The organism is Pseudomonas sp. SL4(2022) (assembly GCF_026625725.1).
In the GTDB taxonomy this organism is placed as follows: Bacteria; Pseudomonadota; Gammaproteobacteria; order Pseudomonadales; family Pseudomonadaceae; genus Aquipseudomonas.
The window spans coordinates 4,122,833-4,143,876 of record NZ_CP113060.1 but is presented as its reverse complement, the minus strand read 5'-3'; the positions used below and the strand labels follow the sequence as shown (position 1 = coordinate 4,143,876).

Below are 21,044 nucleotides of genomic sequence, written 5' to 3'. Positions count from 1 at the left end.
GAGCAGTGGATGGAACAGCAGTCGAAGTATCTGGCCAGAGCCCCCTTCCCTAAGGCGCATCTGCACGTGGCAATGGCATGTGCACTGGGTGCGCTGAGTTTTGCCACCTTGGCAGAGGAAGCGGCTCAGAAACCACTGGAGCTAGACGCACAGTACATCAGTGGCGAGCTGGATAGTCCGGTTGGCGAAGATCAAGGTTATGTGGCCAAGAACAGTCGCAGTGCTACCAAGACCAACACGCCCCTTAATGAAACTCCCCGCTCGGTATCTGTAGCTACCCAGCAGGAAATGAAGGATCGCAACGTTCAAACCATCAGTGATGCGCTGCGCTACTCGGCCGGCATTCAGGCTGGATATTTTGGTGAAGACAATAAGCAGGATTGGTTCATTCTGCGCGGCTTCAAGCAGGCCAATAATGGGCTGTTTCAGGATGGCGTACGTGTCTACTCCAGTGGTTTCTACAGCTGGCAGATCGACCCCTATATGCTTGAGCGCGTCGAGGTACTGAAAGGGGCCTCTTCCGTGCTTTACGGTCAATCCACACCTGGCGGCATCATAAATCTGCAGAGTAAGCGCCCCAATGCTGAGGCTAAGAACGAAGTAGGCCTGCAGTACGGCAGCTTCAACCGCAAGCAGCTGCAGTTCGATGTGGGCGGCAAGCTGGATGAACAGGGGGACGTCCTGTTCCGTGTGGTTGGCCTATCCCGCGACACGGGGACTCAGGTCGACGATGTCGATGCCGAGCGCTTATTGCTCGCACCATCCATGACATTCAACTTCAACGATGAAACCTCGTTGACCGTGCTGGCTAACTTCCAGAAAGACCGCTCCGACCCACAACTGCAGTTTCTTCCTGCCGAAGGAACGCTATACAACGTTGGTAACGGCTATATCGATACCGATACTGCGGTCGGTAACCCTGACTACGAAAAGTTTGACCGCACTCAATACTCCCTAGGATACGAGCTGAATCATCGCCTCAGCGATTCCTGGGACTTCCAGCAAAATTTCCGTTACGGTCATCTTGATGTCGACCTGCGCCAGATGTACTACGCCGGGCATTCCATTGACCTGCTGCGAAGCGCGGCTTCTTCCCTTGTTGGCGGCGCAACAAACGGTCCCGCTTTCAACTTCGCCTTTGGCATGGTCAGCGCCGCTTACCCCGATCTGAACGATCCTAGCCGACAGAAGATTATGCGTGGTTTGACCTATACCGATGGTCAAGCCGACAACCTGTCGCTGGATAACCGCCTAGTCAACTACTGGCGCGGTGAAGTGCTTGAAAGCACCTTCCTGGCTGGCGTCGACTATCAACAGCTGAAGATTAACGAAGAGTCCTTTGGTTCTGATCCGCTAATTCGTGAACCGCTCAATGCCTACAACCCCAGTTATGGCAGCGTAAACTTGGTAAAACTGGGTGCCGCAGGACTGAGTCCTGTTACCGCGTCCGACCTGCAAGACAAGCGTACTCGTGCCGATCAAATCGGTATCTATATGCAAGAGCAGCTCAAGGTCGATGATCACTGGGTACTCCTGCTTGGCGGTCGTTACGACAATGCCCGTTCTGATATCGACAACCGTACGACTGGTGTGCACAAAAGCATTCGCGACGAGGAGTTCACTTGGACTGTGGGGTCGGCTTACGTCGCAGATAACGGGCTGACTCCTTATGTCAGCTACTCCGAGTTCTTCCTGCCCGTTAGCGAGATCAACCCGACTACTGGCGATCCGTATAAGCCGGAGAGTGGCGATCAGAAGGAGGTTGGCCTGAAGTACGAGCCGCAAGGATTCGACGGCTCTTTCAACTTGGCTTTGTTTGAGCTGACTCAGCAGAACGTGCGAAAAACTACGGGAAATGGAATTCGCACTCAGTTAGGGGAAGTGCGTAGTCGCGGCATCGAACTTGAGGCCGCTGCGCAGGTGGTCGATAACTTGAGTTTGGTAGGCTCCGTCACTCTGCTCGATGCAGAAACGACCAAGACCACCGTTGGCGCCGAAAAAGGAAAAACCCCTTCGCAAGTAGCTGATCGTTTGGCCTCACTGTGGGCGACCTATCGCTTCAGTGAGGGCTGGTTGAATGGATTTGCTGTAGGTGCAGGTGCTCGCTATACCGGCGAAAGTTATGGCGATAACAGAGAAACCGACACTCTGCGTTTACCGTCTTACACAGTATATGACGCCATGGTCAGCTACAAACTTCAGGACGTAACGTTCCAGGTAAATGCAAACAACGTCACTGACAAGGAATACGTGGCTACCTGTGACTTCTACTGCTGGTACGGCAACCGTCGCAACATCATCGCCAGTGCTACCTATGAATTCTAACAAGCTGACCCGGCTGCCGCTGCCTGATGGTCGGCAGCTGAGCGCCCGCGACGATGGTGCCAGCCTGGCGCTGCACCTGGACGAGCATGCGCTGCTGCGTGCGCAACGTCAGGGTGAGTTGCTGGTTCCGCTGGAACTGGCCCTGGCCGAACAGGCCGAGGCACTATGGCTGCTGGCCTATTGGTGTTTCGCCAACGAGCCACAACGGCAAAGCCTGGTGCTGCGGCTGGAGCAGGTCGACCCGGCGCTGCTGAACAGCGGCCTGCTGGTCGTCGCAGGTGACGAACTGTGCATCGAGCGTGTGCGGTTCTGGCAACTGCCGGGGCCGTTCCTGCGTAACGTCAGTCATGCCGGTTACCCGCAGCAGATGATCATGCACGCCAGTGGGCGGCGTCATCCGCGCCGTGGGCCTAAGCCGGTGGGTGAAGTCTATCGGCGCTTCGATGCCAACCTGGGCGCGTGGATTTCCCTGCGCACGTTGGATATCGACGAGGACCTGGCGCGCTTCAACCGCTGGCAGAACAGTGCCCGGGTGGCTGCGTTCTGGCAGGAAGAGGGCGATCTGGACAAGCACCGCCGTTACCTGCAGGAACTGCTCGACGATCCGCGTGTGCTGCCGCTGATCGGTTGTTTCGACGATCAGCCGTTCGCCTATTACGAAGCCTACTGGGCCAAGGAAGACCGCATCGCGCCGTTCTACGCGGTAGACGACTACGACCGTGGCATCCACATGCTGGTCGGCGAGGAAAACCATCGTGGTCCGCACAAGGTGGCCAGCTGGCTCAACGCGCTGACTCATTACCTGTTGCTCGACGACCCACGCACCCAGCGCATTGTCGCCGAACCGCGGGCCGACAACGCCCGGATGATCGGCCACATGCAGGCCCAGGGTTACCACAAGGACAAGGAATTTCATTTCCCCCACAAGCGCGCGGCACTGATGATCCAGTCCCGCGAGGTGTTTTTCGAACGCTGCAATTTGGCGTAGCAAGCGCAGCAAAAGACTGTCGCTTGGTATGCAGACACAAGATGAGTCGCGCTTAACGCGGCCACTGACTGATGAGGTTGGGCAAGGCGAGTGCCGTTCCGCCATAGAACCCACTTGACCTTCACACGAGCCATTTGCGGGATCGGTGCCTGACATGAGCATAGAAACGCTGGAATACGATGTAATCGGCCTGGGCTTCGGCCCGGCCAACCTGGCCATTGCCGTGGCCCTCGACGAAGACCGCCGCACGCGCGAGCAGGGCGGTCTGCGTTATTGCTTCCTGGAAAAGAAACCGGCCTTCGAGTGGCACGGTGGCATGCTCCTGGAAGACAGCCGCATGCAGATTTCCTTTCTCAAGGATCTGGCTACCCTGCGCAACCCGGCCAGCCGCTTCACCTTCGTCAACTACCTGCACCAGAAAGGGCGCCTGGCGTCCTTTATCAACGTCGGCACCTTCACGCCGTCGCGCCTGGAGTACAACGACTATCTGGGTTGGGCCGCCGCCCAGTTCAACGACCGCGTGCACTACGGCGAGGAAGTCATTGCTGTCGAACCGGTGCTTGATGGCGGGGAAGTGACCCGGGTCAAGGTGATCTCGCGCCTGGCCGACGGCCGCACCCGTGCGCGCATCACCCGCAACCTGGTGGTCAGCATCGGCGGTGAGCCGGTGGTGCCCGAGGCGTTCCGCCCGCTCAAGGGCGATGCGCGTGTGATGCACTCGTCCGGCTACCTGGAGCGTATCCACGCCTGTGGCGAGCCCAAGCGCCTGGCGGTGCTGGGTTCCGGGCAGAGCGCGGCGGAAATCTTCACCGACCTGTGCGGCCGTTACCCGCAGGCCGAGGTCTCGCTGGTGATGCGCAGCCAGGCCCTGCGCCCGGCGGACGACAGCCCGTTCGTCAACGAGATCTTCGATCCGGACTACACCGACGTGGTTTACGGCCAGTCCTCGGAGGAGCGCCAGGCGTTCATCCAGGCCAACGCGCAGACCAACTACTCGGTGGTCAACCTGGACCTGATCGAGAGCATCTATCACCGTCTGTACCTGCAGAAGGTCACCGGTCATGCGCCGCACAGCCTGCTGACGCAGCGCAGCATCGAAGCGGTGGAGGCGGACGCCGAGGGCATTCGCCTAAACCTGAGCGGTCCGCAGGGCGTGGAAGAGCGTCTGTACGATGCCGTGGTCTTGGCCACCGGCTATCGCCGCGACGGCTACAAGCGCCTGCTCGGTGGATTGGCCGCGCACCTGGGCGAAGGCGTCGAGCGCGACTATCGCCTGTGCTGCCAGCCGCACATGAGCGCAGGTATCTATCTGCAGGGCTGCTGCGAGTCCAGTCACGGCCTGAGCGACACGCTGTTGTCTGTGCTGGCCATACGTTCACAGGAAGTGGTCGACGCTTTGTTGGATGATCGCCGCCACCGACACACCCAAGGAGTCGCCAGCGCATGCGCCTGACCCAGGCGGGGGGCCGATGATCCCGGCCATTGCCCCGCTGTTCCAAGGGCCTTTCGCCCATTACCGCGATGTTCTCACCCTTGCGGATGACCCACGCCCGGCACTGTCCGGGCGTGAGTTTGTCAGCGCCGAACGTCTGGAAGAGCAGATGCTGCGCTTCGCCCCCGAGCACGCCGAAGGCGATCGCCGGGCGCTGATGTCGCTGTGGTCCAAGTACTACTTCCTGCGCCTGATTCCGCCGGTACTGGCTGCCGGACTGATCCTTAACTGGCGCCTGCCGCTGGACTTCGACGAGATCCAGGTGGTGGTCGGCGCCGACGGCCTGCCCGAGGCGTTCAAGCTGCCGCATGCCGGCGAGCGCTGGAGCAGCGCGCCGGCCAATGGCTTCGAGCGTTTCGCCGGGCTGCTCGACGACAACCTGCTGCCTTTCATCGACGCACTGCGCAGCCATCGCAAGGTCGCCGCACGGGTGCTGTGGAGCAACGCCGGCAACTACTTCGAGTGGTTCATGAGCACCCTCGGCGGCCTGCCGTTCCCCAAACCGATGCTGGCCCAGGGCTTCGAGGTGCTGGAAAGCCAGCTGCGCCCCGATGGCAGCCGCAATCCGTTGTGCCAGCCGGTGCTCTATGTGCCCCAGGGCGAGGGCTGCGCGCCCTGGCGCCAGCGCAAGCAGTGCTGCATCCGCAACGAGCTGGGCATGGCCATGTGCGACAACTGCCCGCTGCTCGAAGAGCCGCCGGCGGAAGGCGTGGCCGTACTGGATTGAGGGTGTTCGCGAGCCGTTCTCTCGCTCCTGCATGATTGGTTTGCGTAGGAGCGAGTTTCTGCTGGCGAATAGCTTTCAGCCGTAGCCCGGATGCAATCCGGGAAACAGGCGGCTCGGCTCCCGGATTACATCCCGGCTACAAGGCGAGCGAGCAGCCTTGAGAGCCTTAGCGTCGATACAGGCACAGCATGAAGTAGGCGCCACCCAGCAGCGATGCCAGCAGCCCCGCAGGCAATTGCGCGGGGAACAGCAGGGTGCGTCCCAGCCAATCCGCCGCCACCATCACCAGTGCACCCAACAGCGCTGCGCCGAGCAGTTGCGGCACGGCGCGGGCCAGGCCGAGCAAGCGCGCCAGGTGCGGTGCCAGCAGGCCGATAAAGCTCAGCGGGCCGACGATCAGGGTGGCGCCGGCGGTGAGCAGCGCAGACAGCAGCAACAGCACAAAACGGCTTCGTCCCAGCGGCACGCCCAGGGCGCGCGGCGTGCCATCGCCCAGCGGCAGCAGTTCCAGCCAGCGGCCGAAGGGCAGCGCGACGACCAGCAGCACCAGGCTGCAAACCAGTACCCACAGCGCCATCTGCGGGCCGACGAAATAGGTCGAGCCGGACATCCAGCCCAGCAGGTTCTGCCCGCGTGGGTCGCCGCCGGCCAGCAGGATCACCTGCAGGGCGTCGAACAGCGCGGTGATGCTGATGCCGATCAGCAGCACCCGCTCGGGGGCGAAGCCGGAGCGGCGTGACAAGCCGAGCAGCAGCGCAAGGGTTAGACCAGCACCCAGGCCGCCCAGCGCCAACTGGGCCAACGGCCCGGAGTAAGGCAACAGGAACAGCAGGGTGATCAGCCCCAGGGCGGCACCCGCGCTGATGCCGAGCACCTCGGGGCTGGCCATCGGGTTACCGGTCAGGCGCTGGATCATGCAACCAGCCAGGGCCAACATGCAGCCGGCGGCAGCGGCGGCCATCACCCGTGGCCAGCGCCAGTCGAGCAGAGTGGCGTCGCCCAGATTCCACTGCCAGCCGTCCAGGCCACGGCCCAGGCCGAGGGCGATCAACAGTGCGCAGGCTAAAGCCACAGCCAACGGCAGCAAGCGTCTGGCCGGGAATGGATGACGGCTGAACTGATGGCCGTCGCCGCTGTGCGGCTGACCACCGGCCAGGCGCAGGCGTGGCAACAGCCAGAGCAGCAGAGGCGCGCCGAGCAGGGCGGTGGCGGCACCGGTGGGCACCAGTTCGGCGAGGTTGCCAGCCAGACGCTGGATACCCAGATCGGTGACGCTCAGCAGCAGGCCGCCGAGCAGCGGCGCCCAGCGCAGGCGCTGGGCGAAAGTACGCGCGCCGAGCAGGCGCACCAGGGCCGGGGCGGCCAGGCCGATGAAACCGATCACGCCCACCGTGCTGACCACGCAGGCAGCCAGGTAGACGGCCAGAGTCAGGGTGACGAAACGCAGGAAACGCAGCGGCACGCCCAGGCTTTTCACGCCGCTGTCGTCGAGTTCGAGCAGGGCCAGTGGACGCAGCAACGGCAGCAGGAGCAACAGGCCGACGACCAGGCGTGGCACGAGGAACTGCACGCTGCTCCAGCTGTTCTGGCTGAGCGAGCCGGAGCCCCAGATAAACACTGCGTTGAGGTCCTGCTGCTGGACCAGCATCAGGGTCACGTTGAGTGCGCTCAAATACAGTGTCACCACCAGACCGGCGAGGATCAGTGTCAGCGGCGCCAGGCCACGTCGCCAGGCTAGAGCAAACACCAGCAGGGAGGCCAGGCCGCCGCCGGCCAGGGCCACCCATTCGCGGCCGAAATCCAGTAGCCAGGGTGCCCATAAGGTGGCCACCAGCAGGCCTAGCTGGGCGCCGCTGGCCACACCCAGGGTGGTCGGCGAGGCCAGCGGGTTGCGCAACACCTGCTGCATCAGGGTGCCGGCCAAGGCCAGCACGGCGCCGCAGAGCAGGGCCATGCACAGGCGTGGTAACCAGCTGAAATGCAGGATCAGCTGCGCCATGTCTCCGCTTTGTGGGGCAAACATGGCCTGCAGCCATTGTCCGCTCGGAAGACGCTGGTCCAGGTGAGTGAAGGCAAGGGCCAAGGTCAGTGCCAACAGCAGGCCGCACAGCCAGGCAGGATGGCTGGAGAAGCCGCGATGAGTGCGCACGGGCAGTAGTCCTTGAGCCAGGTCGGTCATTGCGTGCTCTCCGGCAGCAGGCGCGCCTCCAGCAGGTTGGCGAATCGCTCTGCGGCCATCAGGCCGTTGAAGCTCCAGACTGGCGGCAGGTCATACAGACGCCCCGCGCGCACGGCCGGCAGCTGATTCCAAAGGGCGCTGGCGACCAGACCATCCTCGGTGCCGGGCGGCATGGGTTTCAGATAGAGCAGGGCGGCCTCGGGCGTCTCCGCCAGGCGGTCGATACCCTGCTGGCTGAAACCCCAGTAATTGGTCGGGCCCTGCCAGGCGTTACGCAGGCCGACGCGATCGAGTACGCCCTGGTAGATGCTCTGCTTGCCGAACAGGCGCACGTGGCGCTGGTCGAGGAAGGTCATCACGTAGAAAGGTGGCAGCGCTTGTGCTGCCAGGCGCTGGCGGACCCGCTCCATCGTGGCATCGATGCGGGTAATCATCGCTTCGCCTTCGGCCTGCCGCCCAAGCAGTTCGGCCAGCTCGCGGGTCACCCGCTGGGCACCGATATAGGCCTCGGTTTCCGGGGTGTAGATGGCCAGCGTGTGCACCGGTGCCACCCGCTCCAGCTGCGCGCGGCTGGCGGCGAACTGCGGGGTGATCAGAATCATGTCCGGCTTGAGCTGGCTGAGCAGCTCCAGATTGGGCTCGATGCGCAGGCCGAGGTCGACCACCTGCGCCGGCAGCTCGGGCGCCTGCACCCAGCGCCGGTAGCCCTCGGTCTGCGCCACGGCGATGGGCGTCACGCCCAGGCCGAGCAGGGTTTCGGTCAGGCCCCAGTCGATCACCGCGATGCGCGGCTGGCGAGTGTCGGCCTGGGCGATTGCCGCCAGCAGGGCGAGCATGCAGAGCAGCCAGCGCATCACACCACCACGGCAATGGGTTGCTGGCCACGCGGGTGGCTGAGCACCTGCATGGGCAGGCCGTAGATGGCCTCCAGGTTGCTGTCGGTCATCAGCTCTGCCGGACTGCCGTCCAGCAGCAGGCGCCCGCTGTGCAGGGCGATCAGACGGTCGCAGTAGCGGCTGGCCATGTTGATGTCGTGCAACACCACGATCACGCTCAGGCCCAGCTGGCGGCTGAGCTGATGCACCAGGCCGAGCACATCCACCTGATGAGCGATGTCCAGCGCCGAGGTCGGCTCGTCCAGCAGCAGGAAACGGCTGTTCTGCGCCAGCAGCATGGCCAGCCAGACGCGCTGGCGCTCGCCGCCGGAGAGGCTGTCGACCATGCGCTCGGCGAAGCGCTCGGTGTCGGTCAGAAGCATGGCCTCGCGCACCTTGGCGTGATCCTCGCTGCCGAAGCGGCCGAGCAGGCCGTGCCAGGGATAGCGGCCGAAGCCGACTAGCTCGCGCACCGTCAGGCTGTCGGCGGGTGGTAGCTGTTGCGGCAGATAGGCCACCTGGCGGGCAAAGTCGCGGTCCTTCCAGGCGGCCAGCGGTAAATCGTCCAGCAGCAGGTGGCCGGAACTGGCCGGTTGCTGGCGAGCCAACATTTTTAGCAGAGTGGATTTACCGGAGCCATTGTGCCCAATTAACCCCACCACCTGACCTTGGGGGATATCCAGTGTCAGCGGATGCAGCAGGATTCGCTCAGCCAGGCTAAAACTGACCGCGTCGAGTCGGAACATGGGCAATCCTTGCGTGCAGGTAATGTTGATGGGATTTTATCTCATTTGATACCGTATCCCAAGTGGTAATGCTGCGTGGAGTTCTCGCGATTAATCCTTTATGGCCCGTATGGCACAGCAATTTAAATGGGGTGAAAAGGGCTATGTGGCACACACTATTTTGGAACAGTGATAGCTAGCGGTGCCGCGAGTTTTGGGCTGAATGGGGATGTGCCGTGCAGCGAATAGTGCAGTCTGAAAAGCAAGTAATAGAAGGGGGCTAGCGTCAGTTGGCGGTCGATTTTGTTGATAAAGCCGGTTTGTGAGTGAGCTCATTACGGCAGCTAAAAAATCGCTCGATCTCGGTGTTGCTACGTAAAACAAAAACAGCTCCGTCTTCTGCGCGAACCAGATTCCACCCTTTACTTCTTGCTGTCCGGGTTGATGGAGAGGTCCTTCCAAATGCAGGAAAACACTCCATTGAGTTCAGTGACAAACGGACTTTTGAAAGGCCCGTTCGTCTTCATCACCACCTGGATGAATGCCTGCGAGTTACATAGCCGTCAGACGGAGGTCGTCACGCGGTCAGCAGGCAGCGAATTGGTGTCGATTCAGTGAGGCTTAAGGGATTTGGGTTATCTTGCTTCACACAACTGCCGCAGCGCGCTGGGTGACAGCCCGGTCCAGCGTTTGAATGAGCGGCGGAAGTTGGTCGCGTCGTGAAAGCTCAGGAAGTCGGCGATCTCCTCATTGCTGTACGCCTTGATCCGATAAAGGTAGAGCGCCACGTGCTTGCGCACACGGTCGTGCTGTTCCTGATAGTGCGTGCCGTGTTTCTGCAGTTTGCGTTTGAAGGTCGCGGGGCTCATCTCGAAGGCGTGCGCGGCCTGCTCCAGGCTCGGTGACTGACGCACGTTGGCTTGCAGCCAGGCATATAAACGGTCCAGCAGGCTGGCTTGATAACCAAGGCCCTGCAGTTGCCGCGCAGCTTCCTGGCGGGCCACCGCACCGGCGGTGTGTGCGGCGTTGGGCCAAGCGGCGGTCATGACTTCGCGGGGCAGGCGCAGCATGTCCAGTTGGCTATCGAAATGCACGTCTTCGCCCAGGTGCACCCAATATTGCTCGATATAGCGTGGCTGCGCGTGGGCGAAGTGGAAGCGCCACGGCAGCTTTTGCCCGGACAGCCAGCGTGCCATCGCCACCACCGCCGTCATGCAGGCTTCGACCAGAAAACGCCAGTGCGGTCCGGCACCGCTGCTGTCGACCCAGTAGAGGTAGGCGTGTTGTTCGTCGAGCAACAGCCTTGGCGCCAGTAACGGGCTGAACAGCGCGCGCATCTCGATCAGCAGCTCTAGCGCCTGCTGCAGGTTGCCAGCTTGTTGCAGCGCCTGGCTGGCCGCGCCGTAATGGCCAGGCAACAGGCGCTGGCCGAAGAGGAAGCTGGTGTCGTCGGCATCCAGCAGGTGTTGCGCGTTATCGATCAGTACCAAGAATTGCTGCGGACAGATGCGCATCTGGCCTGCCAGGATGTCGTCATAGAACAAGCCGGTGCCGCGCAACAATCGATGGGTATCGATCTCACGGCTGATGGCCAAGTCGATCAATGCCGCAGGTTGGTAATGGGCGGCAATAAAGCGGCTGTCGCATTCGTACCAGGGAGTTTTTACGGTCATGGCATCCGCCTCAGGCGCGCTTGATAAAGGGCGGTTGTTTTGCCCGCGCCAGCGCTAGATTTAACCTCTGCAACAAGCCCTCGGGACTGTCTTGTTGCGCCATGACAACCGCGACACTGGCGCTCAGTTGCAGCCGTTCGCCATGCAGGTGGCTTTTATAGGCAAGGTGTTGGATGGCAGCTTGTAGCTCCAAAGACTGATGCCGAGCTTGTTGTTCACCGGTATTGGGCAGCAGCACGACGAATCGGTCGCCAGCTAAGCGACAGAGCAGGTCCTGGCGGCGCAGGTTGAGCACCATCACCTGCGACACTACCTGCAATACGCGGTCACCCTCGGCGTGGCCGTATTCACGATTGACCCGGCTGAAATCGTCCAGGTCGAGGATCATCAGCGACAGCGGCAGTTGCTCGCTGTGCGCCTCCTGCAAGGCTTGCTGCAACTGCAGGCGCAGATAGTCAGCTCCGCCCAGCGGGGTGACTTTGTCGAACAGGCGATGCTCGCGAAACAGCCGCTCGCGCTTTTCCATTTGTCCGCTGATGGCCAGCTGTTCGCGGTGCCAGTGGTAGATGCCCAGTGTCATCAGGATAAACCCCACGGGCATCGGGCCAGACTCCAGCCACTTGTCCCAGGCGATGCTTTCCGACAGTTGCACGAACTCGTCGAGGGTATCCATCCACAGCGAGAAGAACAGGCATGCCAGGCCGTAGAACAGCAGAGTAGTGACTTGCCCGGCCGGGCGACTTTTCAGCAGTAGGCCGATCCACACCAGCACCAGCAAAGCCGAGCCGCCTTCACCGCCGATATCAGTCCAGTTCCATTCGCCCAATGCTTTGAGTGTGCCAGCGCCGAGGTAGGCGAGCAGGCCGAAGTTGGCTGCCAGCAATAGGCCGGTGAGTTTCCATACGTGCAATTTCAGCAGTGGCGGCATGGCCAATAGGCTCCGCAGAGAGTAATGGCCGCCAGCACAACAGATGCTTATGACGGTTTGGTTGCAATGGGGGAGGTCAAATTGGCTCAGGGTTCTTCGCCGGTTAATTGAGCTTTATGGCGATCAGGCGGTTTATGCCGGTGCGTGATGACGCATTTCTGCCGCGCTATAAATGAAGGGGGGCGCTAAACAGCGTACCGGCCTGGCGGGTAGTTGGCCGCTCGGCTGCGACGTTGCGGTCATTTCAGCTCAATTGCGTGTAATAACCCGCTGAAACCCACTGATTTAGCGGTATTGCCGCATGTGTTGTCACAGAAGCGTCATCACTCCTGCCTAGCTTTCGCTCCCCAATAGCCCGGCCATTGCAGCCTGGCAGCGATCAATCTTGGGGAGGGTAGGTGATGAAGGTTCGCAGCAGTTCCGCTCGCAATTCGGGTTTGCATATCAGCGTATTGGCCCTGGCAATCGCTTCCAGTAGCCAGTTGATGGCGGCTGAACCGGCCACCGAATACGTCGAGGTGGTCGGTCAGGCCGTTAGCATCGACAAGGCGCTGAAAGAGCAGCGCAGTTCCGACAACGTTGAGAGCGTGGTGCACGCCGATGGCATCGCTCAGCTGCCGGACGACAACGCCGCCGAAGCACTGCAGCGTATTCCAGGCTTGTCGGTTGAGCGCGATCAGGGTGAGGGGCGTTTTGTCAGCGTGCGCGGTATTGGCCCGGACCTGAACAGCGTGACCATCAACGGCACCCTGGTGCCCTCGCCGGAAAGTGACCGTCGCGCCGTGGCTCTGGATGTATTGCCCTCGGAGCTGGTGCAGTCGCTGACGGTGGTCAAGTCGCTGACCCCGGACATGGACGCCAATTCCCTTGGCGGTACCGTGGAGGTGGAGAGCCTGTCGGCTTTTGATCACGAAGGTCTGTTCTACACCGGCAGCGCCGAAGGCAGCTACGACGAGAACACCGAGCAAACCAGCCCGAAATTTTCCGGCGCGATCAGCGACCGTTTCAGCCTGGGCGACGGTATCGACAACTTCGGCGTGGCCGCCGCGTTGAGCTGGCAGGAGCGCGACTTTGGGTCGGACAACGTTGAGACTGGCGGCGCCTGGGACTTTGATAATGGCGCTCGGCTGGAAGAGCTGGAGCAGCGCGATTACGAAATCACTCGCGAGCGCACGGGCTTTGGCTTGAACTTCGACTACAAACCCGATGACCTCTCCAGCTATTACCTGCGCACCCTCTATAGCCGCTACAAGGACACTGAAACGCGCAATGCCGCCGGGGTCAAGTTTGCCGATGCCCAGTTGGCCGGTGAACGGGGCGATGCCGAAGGCTATCGCGAGCTGAAAAGCCGTGAGGAAACCCAAGAGGTGCAGTCCTATGTGCTCGGTGGTGAACGCGTGCTTGGCCTGTGGACGGTCGGCGCCCAGGCTGGCTACAGCCGCTCCAGCGAAGACAGCCCGGAAGGCATTGCCGGCGCGACCTTCGACGGCAACGACGACTTCACCGACGCCGGCTTTGGCGACACCAAGAAGCCGCGCCTGAGCATTGACTCGGCGTTTTATGACCCCAGCAACTTCACTCTCGACAGCGTCGATTGGGAAAAGCAGAAGACCACCGACACCGAGCAGAACATCAAACTCGATCTGGCGCGTGACTACGACCTCAACGGTTATGCCTCCCAGGTCAAATTCGGTGGCAAGCTCAGCCGCCGGGAAAAGGACAACGACCTGGAAGCCTGGAGCTATGAGGACTTCGACACCTTTGGCCTTTCGGACGCTCAACTCAATCTCAGTCAGTTCAGCAAAGGCTCGGTGGATTACGGCCTCGGCCGCTTCGGTCCCGGTATCAGCGACAAGGCCATCGAACGCCTGCTCGGCGGCTTGAACAAGGCCGACTTCTATAACGAAGAAGAGTCGCGGGTGAATGACTTCGAGATGAGCGAAGACATCAACGCCGCTTACCTGATGAACAGCCTCGACGTTGACGACTGGCGCTTTATCGCGGGTATGCGTTACGAGGGCACCGAGTTTGATGCCAAAGGCACCGGCATTCGCGATGGCGAATACGAGGCGACCCAAAGCGACACACGTTACGAGCACTGGCTGCCAGGCCTGCATGCGCGCTATCAGTTGAATGCCAGCACGCAAGTGCGTGCCGCCTGGACCAACACCGTGGTGCGGCCGACCTTTGGCCAACTGGCACCGGGCTTTGTCATCGATGGCGCTGATGCCAGCTTTGGTAACCCGGATCTCGACCCGCTGGAGTCGATGAACCTCGACCTTGGCATTGAGCACTACATGGGCCGTGCGGGCGTGGTTTCGGCCTTCGTGTTCTACAAAGACATCGACAGCTTCGTCTACAACACCGACCTGGCCGGCACCGGCGAATGGTTGGCCTTCGATGAAGCCTTGACCTTCGCCAATGGCGACAGCGCCGAGCTGTACGGCCTGGAACTGGCCTATTCGCAGAAATTTGACTGGTTGCCCGCCCCTTGGAACGGCCTGTTGATGGGCGCTAACGCCACCTTCAGCCGCTCCGATGCGAGCATCGAAGCGCAGGGCCTGAGCCGTGACATCGACCTGCCGAATCAATCGGAAACGGTCGGCAACCTGATGTTCGGCTGGGAAGACGACAAGCTCAGCCTGCGTCTGTCCGCCAACTACAAGTCCGAGTACCTGGCCGAAGTGGCCGCCATCGACGACAAGGCCCATGACCTCTACGCCGATGAGCAGCTGTTTGTCGACTTCAGCGCCGGTTACTTCCTCACCCCTGCGCTGCAGCTGACCTTCCAGGCGCAGAACCTGACGGATGAGTCCTACTACGTTTACAGCGGCCGCCGCGACTTCAACGCCCAGTACGAAGAGTACGGCCCGACCTACAAGCTCGGCCTGACCTTCACCCACTTCTGACCTGTGTGTCGGCTGGGTGCGCCATGGTCGTGCCCGGTTGGCGGTTAAGTTTTCAGTAAGGATTTGCCCGTATGCCCCTTTTGTTTGTTAAGAGAAACCTGTTGCTCGCCAGTCTGATCGCCTTGAGCGCCTGCCAGAGCACGGTGACCGATAAACCTGCTGCAGCTTTGAACCTGCAGGCGCTTGCCAGCCCGAGCATGAAATCGGTTGAGGCGGCGCAATGGTTGGCCAGCGACAGCTTCTGGCCCGGCGCTGAACGTCTGCAAAGCAGTGAGAAGCAGGGCCTGTTCGTACTTGATGGCCAAGGCGCAACCCTGAGCCAACTACCCGGCACCTTTGCTAGCATCGATCATCGCGTTGGCCCGCGTGGCTTGCTGGTGGCGGCCCTGGATGTCGACCGTCAACAGGCGATGCTGGTCAACCTGGTAGACCAGCGCTGGGGAGAGCCGCTGTACCTGCCGCGCCCGAACTACAAAATCGATGGCCTGTGCCTGTACCGCGATGCTGCGAGCAATGCGTTTGTCTTTCTGGTCGGTGAGGAAGGGATCGGCGAGCAGTGGCTGGTCGCCCAGGACGAAGTGCCGCTGGCAACGCCCAAGCGCGTGCGCGGCATGAGCCTGCCGCCGGCCAGCGAGCACTGCCAGGTCGATGATCTGGCCGAGCGCCTGTATGTCAACGAGGAGGGCGTCGGTCTGTGGGCCTACGCCGCCCATGCCGAGGCTGATCTGGTACGCGAACCGGTAGGCTTGGTGCAGCCGTTCGGTGATATCGGCAAGGCGCTCGCTGGTATGGCCGTGGTGCCAGGTGGAGTGCTGGCGCTGGATCCGGAACGCAACAGCCTGCACCGCTATCAGCGAGGCGAAAAGGGCTGGCAGGCTCAGCCGGTGCTGCCTTTGGGTAAGCTGAATGAGCCGGAAGGCCTCAGCGTGCGCACGGTTGCGGGCGGCCTGGAACTGCTGGTGCGCGATGACGATGGCCTGCAGCACGGTCAGCTGGCCTGGCAGGCGCAAGCCCCTGAGCCGCAGGCGGCGCTGCCGATTCTGCCGGTGCAGGTGCAAACCGATCCGGTACCGAGTTTGGGCGATGCCGCCGATGACCCGGCGATCTGGGTACACCCGAGTGACCCGCGCAAAAGCCGCGTGCTCGGCACCGACAAGCAGGGCGGCCTGTTGGCCTATGACCTGGCTGGCAAGCAATTGCAGGACCTGCGCGTTGGGCGCTTGAACAACGTCGATGTGCGCGCAGGCTTCGACCTTAATGGCCAACTGGTCGATCTGGCCGTGGCCAGCAACCGTGACCACAACAGCCTGCAGTTATTTGCCATCGACCGCAGCAGCGGCGAGTTGCGCAACCTGGGCCAGCTGCCAACACCGCTTAAAGAGATTTACGGTCTGTGCATGTTCAAGGACGCCGGCGGGGCGATTTATGCAATTCCCAATGCCAAGGACGGCACCTTTCTGCAGTACCGCTTGAGTGCGGACGCTGAGCAGATCAAGGGTGAACTGGTGCGCCAGTTCAAGGTTGAGAGCCAGCCAGAAGCCTGCGTCGCCGATGACCGCAACCAGCGCCTGTTCGTCGGCGAAGAGGATGTCGCGGTCTGGACGCTGGACGCTCGCGCCGATGCGCCGACCCGGCTTGAACAGGTGATTGCGTCCGGCAATGTGGTCCACGACGACATTGAAGGCCTGGCTATTTATCAAGGCGCGACCCGCAACTACCTGGTGATTTCCAGCCAGGGCAACGACAGCTACGTGGTGCTTGATGCCACTGCGCCCTATGCCGTGCGCGGTGCGTTCCGCATCGGGTTGAACGCGCAACAAGGTATCGACGGCGCTTCGGAAACCGATGGCCTGGACGTTACTTCGGCCAACCTCGGCGGCATCTGGAGCGCCGGCATGCTGGTGGTACAGGACGGTCGAAAGCGTATGCCCGAAGACCGGCAGAACTACAAGTACCTGCCCTGGACCGCCGTGGCTAAAGCCCTCGGCCTGGAATAGCCCGCGCTGTCGTCATCAATCGGCAACACAAACGTAATCGAATAGTGGCGAGGGCTTTCCTCGGCGCGCGATGCAAGGAGACACCCATGCACAACCCCCTCGAACAGATGACCGTCTGGAGCCTGATCAGTGATGCCAGTCTGCTGGTGCAGGCGGTCATGCTGACCCTGTTGATGGCCTCGCTGCTTAGTTGGTACCTGATCATTCAGCGCAGTGCCGTATTGCGCCGTAACGAGCGCCTGATGAAAGACTTTCAACTGCGTTTTCGCAGTGGCCACGATCTGGCTCAGCTGTATCGCGAAGGTAGCGATGGGGTGGATGAGGATGCCGGCTTGCAGCGTATCTTCCAGGCCGGTTACCACGAGTATGTCCAGCTCAAGCGCGAGCCGGGGATTGCCGGTGAACTGGTGATCGACGGCGTCGAGCGCTCGCTGCTGGTGGCCATCAGCGAGCAGGAAGAACGCCTGGAAAAGGGGCTGCCGTTTCTTGCCACGGTCGGTTCGGTCAGCCCTTATATCGGCCTGTTCGGCACCGTGTGGGGGATCATGAATTCCTTTATCGGCCTGTCACAGGTGCAGCAGGCGACGCTCTCCACGGTCGCCCCAGGTATCGCCGAAGCGCTGATCGCCACGGCTATCGGCTTGTTTGCAGCGATTCCTGCAGTGATCGCCTACAACCGCTTCAGCGCCCGTGTGGCCACCCTGACCACGCGCTACTACGGCTTTGGCAACGAATTGCAGGCGCGGCTGCACCGCAAGCTACACGCCGCCAGCAGCCACGTCAGCGCCGTCGCCTGAGGAACCCGTCATGCGCAAGCCGATCAATAAACACGCGCCCAAGGCCGAGATGAACGTGGTGCCTTACATCGACGTGATGCTGGTGCTGCTGGTGATCTTTATGGTCACCGCGCCGATGCTTACCCAGGGTGTCAAGGTCGAGTTGCCAAAGGTCGCCAGTGAAGCGTTGCCCACCGATACCCAACAGCAGATCCTTACGCTCTCGGTGCAGGCGGACGGTGGCTATTACTGGAACCTGGGCAGCGAGCTGAACACCGAACAGCAGACCGAGCGCACCGTGGGCCTGGAGGAAATGACCGCTCAGGTCACGCAGATCATCGCCGAGCGCGGCGACACCCAGGTGTATATCCGCGCCGACCAGGCTGTCGACTACGCCACCGTGGTCGCCGGTATCGCCGCCTTGCAGAAGGGCGGGGTGAGTAACCTCGGCCTGATCACTGAGACCCCGCAGTGAGCAGCGCGCTGATGGACAATCCCGCTTCTGTTGCCTGGCCCAGATTGCCAATCTCGCGCCTGCGTAATGCCCAGGCTGCGCTACTGACCCTGGCCCTGCATGGTTTGGTGCTGGCGTTGTTGCTGGCCAACTGGCCGGTGGAAAAACCGCCTGCGCCAAGCATCAACACTATCAGTATGCAGTTGCTCAGCTTGCCGCCCCCTGTGCCGGTGGTGGAAGTCCCGCCGACCGTGCCTGTCGTAGCCCCGACGCCGGAAGTGCGTGTGCCGGTGGAGCCGCAGGTCGAGCCAAGGCTCGCCCAGCAGAATCTGGAGCAAGCGGCCTTGGCGCGCAAGCGCGTGGAGCAGAAGAGGCTTGAGCAGGAACGCCAGCGGTTAGCGCACCAGCGTCAGGAGCAGGCTCGGCAAGAACAGCAAGAGCGCGAGCAGGCACAACAACGCCAAGACGCCGAACAGCTTGCCGCGCAGCAACGTCAACAGGCCGCCGATGCGGCTGCCGAACAGGCGCGGCAGGCACAAGCTGCTGCCAGTCGTCAGTATCTGCCGATTGCCAAGCAGGCACCGACTTATCCGCAGCGCGCGCTGGACAAGGGCATCGAGGGCGAATGCACGGTCAGCTACACGGTTAATGCCCAGGGTCGGGTAGAGCAGCCTGAGGTGGTGGGTGCTTGCCATCCCTTGTTCATCCGCCCCTCATTGGCCGCTGCACAGAGCTTTCGTTACCAACCGCGGGTGATCGATGGCCGCGCCGTTGCCGTACCCAATGTGAAAAACACCTTTAACTACCGCATCGAATAAACCCAGGCCCGCTGTCCAGGCTGCTCTGTGTTGAGCAGCGCGGGCCGATGCGCGCCAGCTTTTTGCGAGAGCCGTGATGAACCAGAATCACCAGCAGTTTCACGCCAGCCTTGAAGCCCACGACGATGTAGCGATCAACCCCAGTGCCAACTCGGCGCTGAGCGATTTGCTAAACCCTGCGCGGCGCAATGTGCTCAAGGGCGGGCTCACCCTTGCCGCGCTCGGTTTCTTCGCCGGCGGCATCAGTGCCTGCCGCAGTGCCGGGGGCAGCCCGCTGCTGGGCTTCAAGGGCGTGCCAGTGCAGATCGCCCCGCAATTCGACCGCGTGCTGGTCGCCGAAGGCTATAGCGCCATGCCGTTCTTCTCCTGGGGTGACCCGGTCGAGGCCGGCGCGCCGCACTGGAACCCGGATGCCAGCGACGATTGGCAGGCGCAACTCAAGCAAGCCGGCGACAACCACGATGGCATGGATTTTTTCGCCTTTGACGGCGAAACAGACCGTGGTCTGCTGGTCATGAACCACGAATATGTCAACCCGCCGCTGCATCCCGGCAACCTGATCGACCAGAGCAAGCCTCGGCCGCTAAGCGAAGTGCGCAAGGAACAAGCCGCCCATGGCGTGTCGGTTATCGAAGTGAAAAAGGCCGCCAACGGGCAGTGGCAGCGGGTTATGGATTCGCCCTATAACCGCCGCATTAGCGCCCTGACCAGCATGCGCATTGCCGGTCCGCTGGCCGGGCATGAACTGATGCAAACCGTCGCCGACCCAACAGGCCTTGAAGTGCTCGGCACGATCAACAACTGCGCCACGGGCATCACGCCCTGGGGCACCTTCCTCACCTGCGAGGAAAACTGGCACAACTACTTCATCAACCGTGATCAGGCCGACTACGCCAGCCGCGTGTCGCACAAACGCTATGGTCTGGCCAAAGAAGGCACCAGTAAGAACTACGCCTGGGAGACCGCCGATCCGCGCTTCAATGCCAGCCCGGATCCAACGCAAGCCCACGGCGGTTACGTCAACGAGCCGCATCGCTTTGGCTGGGTGGTGGAAATTGACCCTTTCGACCCACAGGCGCAGCCGGTCAAACGCACCGCTTTCGGTCGTTTCAGCCGCGAATGTGCGGCCCTGAGCCTGGGCGATGACGGCCGTATGGCGTTCTACTCTGGCGACGATGCCAAGGGCGAGTACGTCTACAAATTCGTCCCTAGCGGGCGTTTTGATGCAGCCAACCCCAAGGCCAGCCGCACCCTGCTGGATGAAGGCACTCTTTATGTCGCGCGTTTCGATGTTGATGGCTCCGGTCAGTGGCTGGCGCTGGTGCATGGGCAAAACGGCCTGACCAGCGCCAGCGGGTTTGCCAGCCAGGCCGAAGTGCTGCTTAACGCTCGCGCTGCGGCGGACCTGGTCGGCGCAACGCCGATGGATCGCCCCGAGTGGGCGGCCGTGCATCCTGCCAGCCGTGAGGTGTATGTGGCCCTGACCAATAACGATGGTCGCGGCGACAAACAAGCCACCGACAAAGCCAACCCGCGTCCGCAGAACCTGCATGGGCAAATTCTGCGTTTCAAGGAGCAGGACGCCGACCCCAGCGCTGAAACCTTCACCTGGGAGCTGTTCCTGCTGGCGGGCGAGCAGAAAGGCACCAAGGATGCCAACGGCAACGTGGTGCCCGCCAACCTTACTGGCACCATCAATGGCGACATCTTTTCCTCACCCGATGGGCTGGCCTTCGACAGCCACGGCCGCCTCTGGATTCAGACCGACTACGGCGACGATGAAGCGGCGATGCAGAGCATGGGCTGCAACCAGCTTCTGTGTGCTGATCCGAGCACCCGTGAGGTCAGACGTTTTCTGGTCGGCCCGCGCGGCTGCGAAATCACCGGCTTGGCCTGGAGTCCGGATGGCAAGGCGATGTGGGCGAATGTGCAGCACCCTGGTATCAGCTACCCGGCCAGCGACGGCCAAACCCGGCCGCGCTCAACTACGGTGCTGATCACCAAAAATGACGGCGGGGTGATTGGCAGCTAAGCGGGGACGATAAACCGGTCGAACCGGCGCTGGAAACCACTCAGATGTCCATCCGCGAGAAGCTCGTGGACGCGATTGGGCGCCAGCGCCCGAATAGCCCATCGATGGTTCCCATCGAAACGATGCAGATATATAAGGCCGACTAT

15 protein-coding genes are annotated in these 21,044 nt (G+C 61.7%); 10 read left to right on the top strand and 5 right to left on the bottom strand.

From position 1 onward, the window contains the following. Positions 1-9 precede the first annotated feature (9 nt). The 4 genes from OU997_RS19540 (at position 10) to fhuF (ending at position 5,532) form a co-directional block, all read left to right on the top strand. On the top strand, positions 10-2,325 hold the full coding sequence (locus tag OU997_RS19540) for a TonB-dependent siderophore receptor (RefSeq protein WP_267808171.1): 2,316 nt from the start codon (positions 10-12) through the stop codon (positions 2,323-2,325). After that, complete coding sequence (locus tag OU997_RS19535) at positions 2,315-3,313, top strand: GNAT family N-acetyltransferase (protein ID WP_267808170.1); 999 nt, start codon at positions 2,315-2,317, stop codon at positions 3,311-3,313. The genes OU997_RS19540 and OU997_RS19535 overlap by 11 nt, the downstream gene beginning before the upstream one ends. Positions 3,314-3,467: 154 nt before the next feature. Beyond that, positions 3,468-4,766 (top strand): lysine N(6)-hydroxylase/L-ornithine N(5)-oxygenase family protein, encoded by a 1,299-nt coding sequence (locus tag OU997_RS19530; RefSeq protein WP_267808168.1) that lies wholly within the window; start codon positions 3,468-3,470, stop codon positions 4,764-4,766. Beyond that, positions 4,717-5,532: a siderophore-iron reductase FhuF gene (gene fhuF, locus OU997_RS19525; RefSeq protein ID WP_267808166.1), complete on the top strand. Its 816-nt coding sequence runs from the start codon at positions 4,717-4,719 to the stop codon at positions 5,530-5,532. The genes OU997_RS19530 and fhuF overlap by 50 nt, the downstream gene beginning before the upstream one ends. 166 nt (positions 5,533-5,698) lie before the next feature. Here fhuF and fhuB read toward each other — a convergent pair whose 3' ends face one another. The 5 genes from fhuB to OU997_RS19500 all read right to left on the bottom strand — a co-directional run bounded on the left by fhuB (position 5,699) and on the right by OU997_RS19500 (position 11,912). Further along, entirely contained in the window at positions 5,699-7,711 is a 2,013-nt protein-coding gene (gene fhuB / locus OU997_RS19520; protein WP_267808164.1) for a Fe(3+)-hydroxamate ABC transporter permease FhuB, read from the bottom strand. Continuing rightward, positions 7,708-8,565, bottom strand: a complete 858-nt coding sequence (locus OU997_RS19515) for an ABC transporter substrate-binding protein (RefSeq protein ID WP_267808163.1) — start codon at positions 8,563-8,565, stop codon at positions 7,708-7,710. Before OU997_RS19515 ends, fhuB begins: the two co-directional genes overlap by 4 nt. Continuing rightward, positions 8,565-9,332, bottom strand: a complete 768-nt coding sequence (locus OU997_RS19510; protein ID WP_267808162.1) for an ATP-binding cassette domain-containing protein — start codon at positions 9,330-9,332, stop codon at positions 8,565-8,567. The genes OU997_RS19515 and OU997_RS19510 overlap by 1 nt, the downstream gene beginning before the upstream one ends. A 614-nt stretch (positions 9,333-9,946) precedes the next feature. Continuing rightward, positions 9,947-10,984 carry an AraC family transcriptional regulator gene (locus OU997_RS19505; protein WP_108486349.1) on the bottom strand — a complete coding sequence of 346 codons (1,038 nt, stop codon included), beginning with the start codon at positions 10,982-10,984 and terminating at the stop codon, positions 9,947-9,949. 10 nt (positions 10,985-10,994) lie between these two features. Next, positions 10,995-11,912 carry a GGDEF domain-containing protein gene (locus OU997_RS19500; RefSeq protein ID WP_108486350.1) on the bottom strand — a complete coding sequence of 306 codons (918 nt, stop codon included), beginning with the start codon at positions 11,910-11,912 and terminating at the stop codon, positions 10,995-10,997. Between the two features lie 401 nt (positions 11,913-12,313). On the opposite strand from OU997_RS19500, the gene OU997_RS19495 reads away from it, so the two are divergent. The 6 genes from OU997_RS19495 to OU997_RS19470 all read left to right on the top strand — a co-directional run bounded on the left by OU997_RS19495 (position 12,314) and on the right by OU997_RS19470 (position 20,898). Beyond that, complete coding sequence (locus OU997_RS19495) at positions 12,314-14,821, top strand: TonB-dependent receptor (RefSeq protein ID WP_108486351.1); 2,508 nt, start codon at positions 12,314-12,316, stop codon at positions 14,819-14,821. 71 nt (positions 14,822-14,892) lie between these two features. Further along, positions 14,893-16,818 carry a phytase gene (locus OU997_RS19490; protein ID WP_267808159.1) on the top strand — a complete coding sequence of 642 codons (1,926 nt, stop codon included), beginning with the start codon at positions 14,893-14,895 and terminating at the stop codon, positions 16,816-16,818. A gap of 86 nt (positions 16,819-16,904) precedes the next feature. Beyond that, positions 16,905-17,615: a protein TolQ gene (gene tolQ, locus OU997_RS19485; protein WP_108486353.1), complete on the top strand. Its 711-nt coding sequence runs from the start codon at positions 16,905-16,907 to the stop codon at positions 17,613-17,615. 10 nt (positions 17,616-17,625) lie between these two features. After that, the gene (gene tolR, locus OU997_RS19480) at positions 17,626-18,069 is read left to right on the top strand and encodes a protein TolR (RefSeq protein WP_267808157.1); all 444 of its coding nucleotides are present in this window, start codon (positions 17,626-17,628) and stop codon (positions 18,067-18,069) included. An 11-nt stretch (positions 18,070-18,080) separates the two neighbouring features. After that, positions 18,081-18,866: an energy transducer TonB gene (locus tag OU997_RS19475; RefSeq protein WP_267808156.1), complete on the top strand. Its 786-nt coding sequence runs from the start codon at positions 18,081-18,083 to the stop codon at positions 18,864-18,866. Between the two features lie 76 nt (positions 18,867-18,942). Then, a complete protein-coding gene (locus OU997_RS19470) occupies positions 18,943-20,898 on the top strand; it encodes a PhoX family protein (RefSeq protein WP_267808155.1) in 1,956 nt (651 codons plus the stop codon). Positions 20,899-21,044 lie beyond the last annotated feature (146 nt).